Annotated in this window: 8 protein-coding genes and 1 pseudogene; 5 read left to right on the top strand and 4 right to left on the bottom strand. The window is 71.2% G+C overall.

Annotation, left to right across the window (positions count from 1 at the left end; all coding sequences use genetic code 11):
- Both FH608_RS51020 and FH608_RS51015 read left to right on the top strand, forming a co-directional pair.
- Nucleotides 1-653, top strand: a 653-nt coding sequence (locus FH608_RS51020) for a phosphoketolase family protein (RefSeq protein ID WP_455430079.1), incomplete at its 5' end; no start/stop codon positions are given.
- A 149-nt stretch (nucleotides 654-802) separates the two neighbouring features.
- Nucleotides 803-1,177, top strand: a complete 375-nt coding sequence (locus tag FH608_RS51015) for a hypothetical protein (protein WP_139638449.1) — start codon at nucleotides 803-805, stop codon at nucleotides 1,175-1,177.
- Between the two features lie 154 nt (nucleotides 1,178-1,331).
- Here the strand turns inward: FH608_RS51015 and FH608_RS51010 are convergent, their stop codons facing one another.
- From FH608_RS51010 to FH608_RS51000, 3 genes are all read right to left on the bottom strand, one after another.
- On the bottom strand, nucleotides 1,332-3,686 hold the full coding sequence (locus FH608_RS51010) for a M28 family peptidase (RefSeq protein ID WP_139638448.1): 2,355 nt from the start codon (nucleotides 3,684-3,686) through the stop codon (nucleotides 1,332-1,334).
- A gap of 206 nt (nucleotides 3,687-3,892) precedes the next feature.
- Entirely contained in the window at nucleotides 3,893-4,282 is a 390-nt protein-coding gene (locus tag FH608_RS51005; protein WP_139638447.1) for a VOC family protein, read from the bottom strand.
- A gap of 83 nt (nucleotides 4,283-4,365) precedes the next feature.
- Nucleotides 4,366-4,779 (bottom strand): VOC family protein, encoded by a 414-nt coding sequence (locus FH608_RS51000; protein WP_139638446.1) that lies wholly within the window; start codon nucleotides 4,777-4,779, stop codon nucleotides 4,366-4,368.
- Nucleotides 4,780-4,908: 129 nt separating this feature from the next.
- Between FH608_RS51000 and FH608_RS50995 the strand changes: the two genes are divergently transcribed.
- The 3 genes from FH608_RS50995 (at nucleotide 4,909) to FH608_RS50990 (ending at nucleotide 6,567) form a co-directional block, all read left to right on the top strand.
- The gene (locus FH608_RS50995) at nucleotides 4,909-5,781 is read left to right on the top strand and encodes a sigma-70 family RNA polymerase sigma factor (RefSeq protein ID WP_139638445.1); all 873 of its coding nucleotides are present in this window, start codon (nucleotides 4,909-4,911) and stop codon (nucleotides 5,779-5,781) included.
- Nucleotides 5,778-5,918, top strand: a complete 141-nt coding sequence (locus FH608_RS52345; protein ID WP_139638444.1) for a YdeI/OmpD-associated family protein — start codon at nucleotides 5,778-5,780, stop codon at nucleotides 5,916-5,918. The genes FH608_RS50995 and FH608_RS52345 overlap by 4 nt, the downstream gene beginning before the upstream one ends.
- Nucleotides 5,919-6,009: 91 nt before the next feature.
- Nucleotides 6,010-6,567, top strand: a complete 558-nt coding sequence (locus tag FH608_RS50990) for a YceI family protein (RefSeq protein WP_139638443.1) — start codon at nucleotides 6,010-6,012, stop codon at nucleotides 6,565-6,567.
- A 518-nt stretch (nucleotides 6,568-7,085) separates the two neighbouring features.
- Here the strand turns inward: FH608_RS50990 and FH608_RS54795 are convergent.
- A pseudogene (locus FH608_RS54795) lies at nucleotides 7,086-7,187 on the bottom strand (IS982 family transposase); the annotation flags it as partial.

Here is a 7,187-nt window from a genome sequence, read left to right as displayed (position 1 = left end):
TGCGCTCCCGCGACTACGTCAACGTCGTCGTGGCGGGCAAGCAGCCGATCCTCGACCTGTTCACCATGGACGACGCCGTCGCCCACTGCACCCGCGGGCTCGGCATCCTGCCCTGGGCCTCCACCGATGACGGCGACGAGCCCGACGTGGTGCTGGCCTGCGCCGGTGACGTGCCCACCCTGGAGACCCTGGCCGCCGCGGCCATTCTGCGGGAGCACCTTCCGCAGCTCAAGGTCAGAGTGATCAACGTGGTGGACCTGATGCGGCTCCAGCCACCGTCGGAGCGCCCGCACGGCATGCCGGACGCCGAGTTCGACGCCCTGTTCACTCCCGACAAGCCCGTCATCTTCGACTTCCACGGCTACCCGTCGCTGATCCACCGCCTCACCTACCGCCGCCGCAACCACGCCGACATCCACGTGCGCGGCTACCAGGAGGAGGGCACCACGACCACGCCGTTCGACATGGCCATGCTCAACGACATCGACCGCTACCACCTGGTGATGGACGTCATCGACCGCGTGCCCGGCCTGGGCGCGACCCAGGCGCACCTGCGCCAGCGGATGAGCGACGCGCGGGAGCGTGCTCGCGCGTACACGCGGGAGCACGGCGAGGACGCTCCGGAGATCCGCGAGTGGACCTGGACTCGATGACGACCACGCCTTCGAACGGCGGGTCCCGCCCGGAGGCGACGAACAACGACGACAGGCTCGGTGCGGTGGGGTGTCATGACCGTTCCCCGTCGCTCTGGGAAGCTCCGTGATGAGGCGCCGCCGCCCTCACCCCTCGAAAGGGGGCCGTCATGGCCACCACCTCCAGCAGGCCCGTCGTGGAGATCGGCGCTGCGCAAGCCCGCCGTCCCGTCGACTACGTCTGGGCGGTCGCCCGGATCTCGATCGGCTGGATCTTCCTGTGGGCGTTCCTGGACAAGACGTTCGGCTGGGGCTTCGCCACTCCGGCGGCCAAGGCGTGGATCAACGGCGGCAGCCCGACGACCGGCTTCCTCAAGGGCACGGGCGAGCACGCGCTGGGCGGCTTCTTCGGCTCGCTGGCCGGGCAGGCCTGGGTGGACTGGCTGTTCATGGCCGGCCTGCTCGGCATCGGCCTCACGGGCGCGGGCGCCACGCTCGGGCTGGGCAACCTGCCCGTCGTCCAGCGCACGCCATGGCTGAAGTAGTGCGAACGGCCCCATGCCCACCCCCGCCACCCCGGGGATGGGCACACGCTTGTACGGACCCCGTCTCCCGGCCGCCGGCACAGATGATCGGAGGTCGAACGCGGCGTTCTCCCTCCAGTGGGTGTTCCGCTGCGTCGCCGCCGGGGGAAGAGGGTCAGCGGTTTGGTCGAGATATGGCGGCGGACGTTGCCGCCCCCAGGGTGTAGCTGCGGGTGACCGCGACAAGATCGCCGTCCTCCCGGGTGGCGGCGACCAGGTCAGCAGGTCTGGGGACGAAGCCGGGCACCGCGGCCAGCCCGTCGGTCTCGGCGATCACGGTCAGGCGAATCCGGTCCTTGTCCGGTACGCGTACGGTGATCCGGACCCCCTGGGCGGGGATGCCGCGGAAGCGGATCTCCGAGGGCCAGGTGCCTGCTCGCGTGCCGGTGACCGGCACGCTCACCGACCCGAACCGGCCGGCCGATGCGGTGGCGTGGCTGATCGGCCGGTCGAGCCGTAGCGTCACCGAGCGTGCCCCCTTCCCGGCGGTCACGTGCAGTTTCAGCGTGTCGCTCGTGCGGGCCAGGACGTCGGCTCGCGGGCCCTCTGCGGTGATCGACGGCGCGGGTCCGGTCCACAGCGTGCCGCGCGCGTACCCCGGGGGCAGCGCCGAGGTGTCGTGGCCGGACACGTAGCGCTTGGTCCACGGGGCCGGGTCCGCGTCGGCGCTGACCCAGTGGGCGGTGCGGGTGCCGGCGTCCATGACGTACGCCAGATGCGTGCGCCGCGGCTGTTCGGCGTCGAAGTCGTCCACCACGAGCCCGGCCGCGACGAGCGCCGCCGTGAGGACGAGGGCCGTCAAGGGCACGGCGAGGCCGGCGGCCCGCTTCGGCCGGGTGGCGAGATCGGGCAGGAACGGCTCCGCGACCGGCACCGCGATCAGCCCGAAAAGCGTCAGCACCAGCGCGCTCACCCCGCCGAGCGCCAGCCCCATCCCGTCGAAGACGTCCCCGGCCAGGGACGGGAGCAGCATCGCGGCCATGATCGGACCCAGCATCGCCACGGCCGCCCGCGCCCAGGCGGGCGTGCGGGGCAGGACCGCGGCCGTACAGCCGAGCGCGCCCAGCAGTGCCGGCAGGGCGAACAGGAAGGACGCCCCTGGAGCGACCTGCGCGCACAGCAGGCCCAGCCCGGCGAACCAGATCAGCGCCCCGACCGTCAGCGCCGCCGGGCCGAGCCTGCGCCGCAGTGGCACGTACCAGCCGAGGACGGTCAGCGCGCACAGGACGGCGATCGCCGCCTGGTACGGCCCCGGGCGGTGCAGCAGCCCGCCCATCAGGTCGTAGGCGGGCCGCCAGGCCACCAGCAGTTCCCACAGACCCTGCGCCAGCGCGGCCGATGCCACCAGCGGCACCACGGCCGAGACCGTCGCCACCACCAGCCGGGGCAGGCTCAGCAGCCGCCTGACGCGGGCGAGCACCGCCAGGCCCGCCACCGCGACGAGGGCCAGCACCGCCAGCGGCAGGACGAGCTGACCCGGATACGTGATCATGGTGCCGAGCGCGCGGAAGTAGGTGACGTCGTGGTCCGAGTCGAGCGTCCGCAGGTCCGCGCCGCCGAGGGCGCGCGCCATTGCCAGCATGTTGCTGCCGTGGTGTTGCAGGCTGCCCCGGTTGAGGTGGGCGATGGAGTCGCCCGCGGTGTGGTACAGCGAGGAACGCTGGATGTAGGCGAAGTTCATGCCGGTGAAGCCGGCCTTGGTCAGCGGCGTGAAGTCGGTGTTGTTGGGCAGCAGCCGATACACCTCCACCATGGCGGAGTGGCCGCGCGGCGCGGGGACGGCGCCCGCGAAGGTCTCGACGAGGCGGGCGTTGTTCGCGGAGGTCTCGAACATCAGCGAGGGGCCGCTGACCCCGCGGGCCTCCCAGTTCAGCAGCACGCCGCCGCCCTTGCCCAGGGGATGTTCGCGGACGAAGGCCTCGGCGCCGAGCACGCCGTCCTCCTCGCCGTCCGACATGAGCAGCACGATGTCGTTACGCAGGCCGGGGCCGCCGCGCAGCGCCCGGACGGTCTCGAGCATCGCGGCCACGGCGGCGCCGTCGTCGGAGGCGCCCGGTCCCATGGCCGCGGAGTCGTAGTGCGCGGCGATGAGCACGGTGCCGGTCGAGTCCGTTCCCCGCAGCCGGCCCACGATGTTGTCCACCTGGCCGAACGTCGCCAGCCCCGCCGCGGACCGGGCGCCGACCGAGCGCTGGACCTCGACCTCCAGCCCTGCCGCGCGCAGTTGCCCGGCCAGGTAGTCCCGGGCCCTGCGGCCGGCCGGGCTGCCGATGGGCCTCGGCTCGGCGGCGAACTCCTTCAGGTGAACCAGCGCGCGCTCGGCGCTGAACCGGTCGGCGGGAGCGGTGGCCGGCAGGGGTTGCATGGTGCTGTCGGCCATGGCCGTCAGCATGATCACCGCGGCGAGGACGAGCAGGGCCGCCGGCCCGGCCGGCAGCCGCCGTGGCGCGTCGAACAACTTTCCGATCATGGTCAAGAACGGTAGGCGGGGCCACCCGGCCGGCGGAATGAGGCGCCCGCCCGTTCCCGTGCTGCGGTTTTCCGCACCCTGAGCATCGAGCGCGGGTCGGCGAGAGTGACTGCCGATGCCGACTGGGTCCAAGGCGGGGGAGTGCGGACGGGTCCCCGGTCTCGCCAGGTGTGGCGTGTCCGGGGACCCCGCGCGAGGTCAGTGGGTCAGGAGGCGTAGGTGGTGACCTTCCACAGATAGCCGTCCGGGTCGCTGAAGTAGCCGAAGTAGCCGCCCCACCGGGCGGGGGCCGCCGCCCTGACCACGCTGCCGCCGCCAGCCACCGCGTTGCGCATCAGCTCGTCCACGCCTTCCCTGGAGTCGGGGTTGACGTGGAGCGAGGAGCCGCGGAATCCGGACCCCTCCGAGGAGACGCCGGCGTCCTGTGCCGCTGCCTCCCATTCGTAAAGAGCCAGTTGCGGGGATCCCTCGCCCAGGCTGAACGAGACGAAATGGCGGGTGTCCTTGTCGATCTCGCAGCCCAGGCCTTCATAGAACGTCTTGGCGCGGGCCAGGTCCTTGACGCCGAGCATGATGGCGCTCACCTGCAGTGACACGTTTCTCTCCTGGTGGTTTCGGGTGCATGTGCTGCCGGAATCGGCAGGCGAGGCATCCGGGCCGGGCCCGGATGCCTCGGCGGCTACTCCGCGTAGGGCTGGTCCGTTCCCTGGGCGCTGTAGCCCAGGCTCCAGATGTAGCCGTCCGGGTCGGCGAAGGAGCCGCCGTACCCGCCCCAGGGCAGGGGACCGGCGGCCTTGAGGATCGTGGCGCCGGCCTTCTCGGCCTCCGCGATGATCTCGTCGACCCGCGCCTCACTGCGGACGACGTAGGTGAGGACCAGCCCGCTGAAGCCGCTGCCCTCCGGGCTCGCGCCCACCTGGTCGGCCAGGCCCTCCCGGCCGTAGAAGCCGACGGGCGAGGCTCCGTCCGATTCGAAGAACACCGAGATGCCGTAGTCGTTCTTGACCTTCCAGCCGAGGCCCTCCGTGTAGAACCGCTTGGACGCCTCCATGTCCCGGACGCCGAGAAGGATCGAGCTGATGTGCGCTTTCATGCCTTGTCTCCTTTGTGTACGTGAGGGGCACGTGCCGGCAGGCCGGACATCCTGGCCGGACCTGGACGTCACATCGCCGCAGGTATGCCGGTCAATCGATATGACCGCCGAAACGGAGGAATGTGACAGATGGCTGAGCAAGACTGGGTCAGCGACCGGTTCGCCGAGCACCAGGACCGCTTGCACGCGTTGGCGTACCGGATGCTCGGCTCAGCCGGCGAGGCCGAGGACGCGGTGCAGGAGGCGTGGCTGCGGGCCAGCCGCGCCGACACCGGCCAGGTGGAGAATCCGGGAGGGTGGCTGACCACGGTCGTCGCCCGGGTCTGCCTGAACATGCTCGAGGCACGCCGGAACCGGCGTGAGGAATCGGCCGGGGCGCTGCCACCCGAGCCGGACGTGCCGCACGCGAGCGTCCACCCGGCCGGGCAGGCCGGCCCCGAGGACGAGGCGCTGCTGGCCGATTCGGTCGGGGCGGCGCTGATGGTGGTGCTGGACACGCTGACTCCCGCGGAGCGGCTCGCGTTCGTCCTGCATGACGTCTTCGCGGTGTCGTTCGGCGAGATCGGCCCCGTCATCGGCCGCTCCCCGGCGGCGGCCCGGCAACTCGCCAGCCGGGCCCGGCGCCGGGTGCAAGGAGCCGCCGATGCGTCCGATGCCGCGCGGTCGGCGAAGCGGGACATCGTCGAGGCCTTCCTCGCCGCCGCCCGCGGCGGGGACTTCGCCGCCCTGCTCGACCTGCTCGATCCGGACGCCGTGGTCGGCGAGGCCAGCGGTGGCCGCGAGGTGGCGGCCTTCTTCGCCGGACGGGCTCAGGCCGCCCGGCTCGCTCTGGTCGACGGCGTGCCGGCGGCCGTCTGGTCGCACCTCGGCCGGCCGAAGGCCGTCCTCACGTTCACCGTCGACGACGACAGGATCACTCGCATCGATATCGACACCGACCCCGACCGGCTCCGCGACCTCGACATCGTCATTCTGACCGCCGGCGACAAGGAGCGGCGTTGATCCGCACGGATCTCAGGCTCCCGGCGTGCGCTCTCACGGTCCACGACCTCGCCGTCGAGAGCGCGAGGAAGCCCGAGACGCGCGTACGGCGGATCGAGAAGGCCCTGGCAGCGCTGCGGGACGGGGAGCGTCCGTAGCGGGCGAGCCGGCCACCTCGTACGCAGTAGTTGCGCACTGAACTAACCATAGGTACTGTCGTACTGAATAATCCAGCACTGAACTAACTTCATGGAGCACGACATGTACCCCAGCGAGCTCACCGGCACCTACACCATCGACCCCGCGCACAGCCGCTTCGGCTTCGTGGCCCGCCATGCGATGGTCACCAAGGTGCGCGGCAGTTTCCCCGTCGTGGAGGCCACCGCCCACCTGGACGCCGCCGACCCGGCCGCCTCCACCGTCCGCGTGACGCTGGATGCGTCCGGCGTGGACACCGGCAACCCCCAGCGCGACGGCCACCTGCGCACCGTCGACTTCCTGGACGCCGAGACCCACCCGCACATCACCTTCACCAGCACCGGCGTCAAGCACGTCGATGAGGACGCCTTCGAGGTGACCGGCCGGTTGACCATCCGCGGTGTCACCCGCGAGATCACCATCCCGCTCGAGTTCGCCGGCACCGCCGTCGATGCCCAGGGCTTCACCAGGGCCGGCTTCGAGGGCAGCACCGTGATCAACCGCAAGGACTACGGCGTCAGTTTCAACGCCGTCCTGGAAACCGGTGGCGTGATGATCTCCGAGAAGATCACGCTCGAGTTCGACCTGTCCGCCGTCAAGAACGCCTGAAAAGCCCTCTGCTCTGAAGACCCTCAGCCGTCCTCGCCCTCGGCGCCGGCGCCCCCTCACCTTCAACGGCCGTTCCGGCGTCGTCATCCCGTCGGGCGGGGAACAGCTCAGCGATCCCGATCCCAGCGCCCGCGGCCTTCACCAGTACCTGTAACTCGTGGTACACACCAGTGGCGCTTGCCGCTGTACTGATCGACGAGGCGGGGGAGCGGTCGATCAAGTTCAGCCGGTCGGCCGCGGACAGCGGGGCGACGTGGCCGTCCTGGGCGGCGCTTCCGCCCGCCAGGACGCAAGCGGCTATGATCGCCTGGCGTCGGGTTCTGTTCCCCCGCCTCCGCTGGCGTACTTACAGGCTGTTGGCGGCCTGCGGGGAGACCACAGGCTGTCGCACAGGCCGCGGCCGCCGGCGTCGTCACCGATGGCTGGAACGCGATCTCGGACTGCTGCCCACGCTTCCCGGCTCCCCTGTCGCCCAGCGGTGGGCGCCGGTGGTCTAGATGAGTAAGTCCTAAGTCGGGTTAGTGGTCGTATGCGATCAGTGATCGGGCGATGGGCTGGCCGGTGTGGCGGTTGTGCCAGATGGCGGCGGTCAGGGCCAGGATGCGCTGGGCGATGCGGGC

The sequence above is a fragment of the Nonomuraea phyllanthi genome, assembly GCF_006334985.2.
GTDB lineage: Bacteria > Actinomycetota > Actinomycetes > Streptosporangiales > Streptosporangiaceae > Nonomuraea > Nonomuraea phyllanthi.
This window is presented reverse-complemented; position numbering and strand designations above follow the sequence as displayed.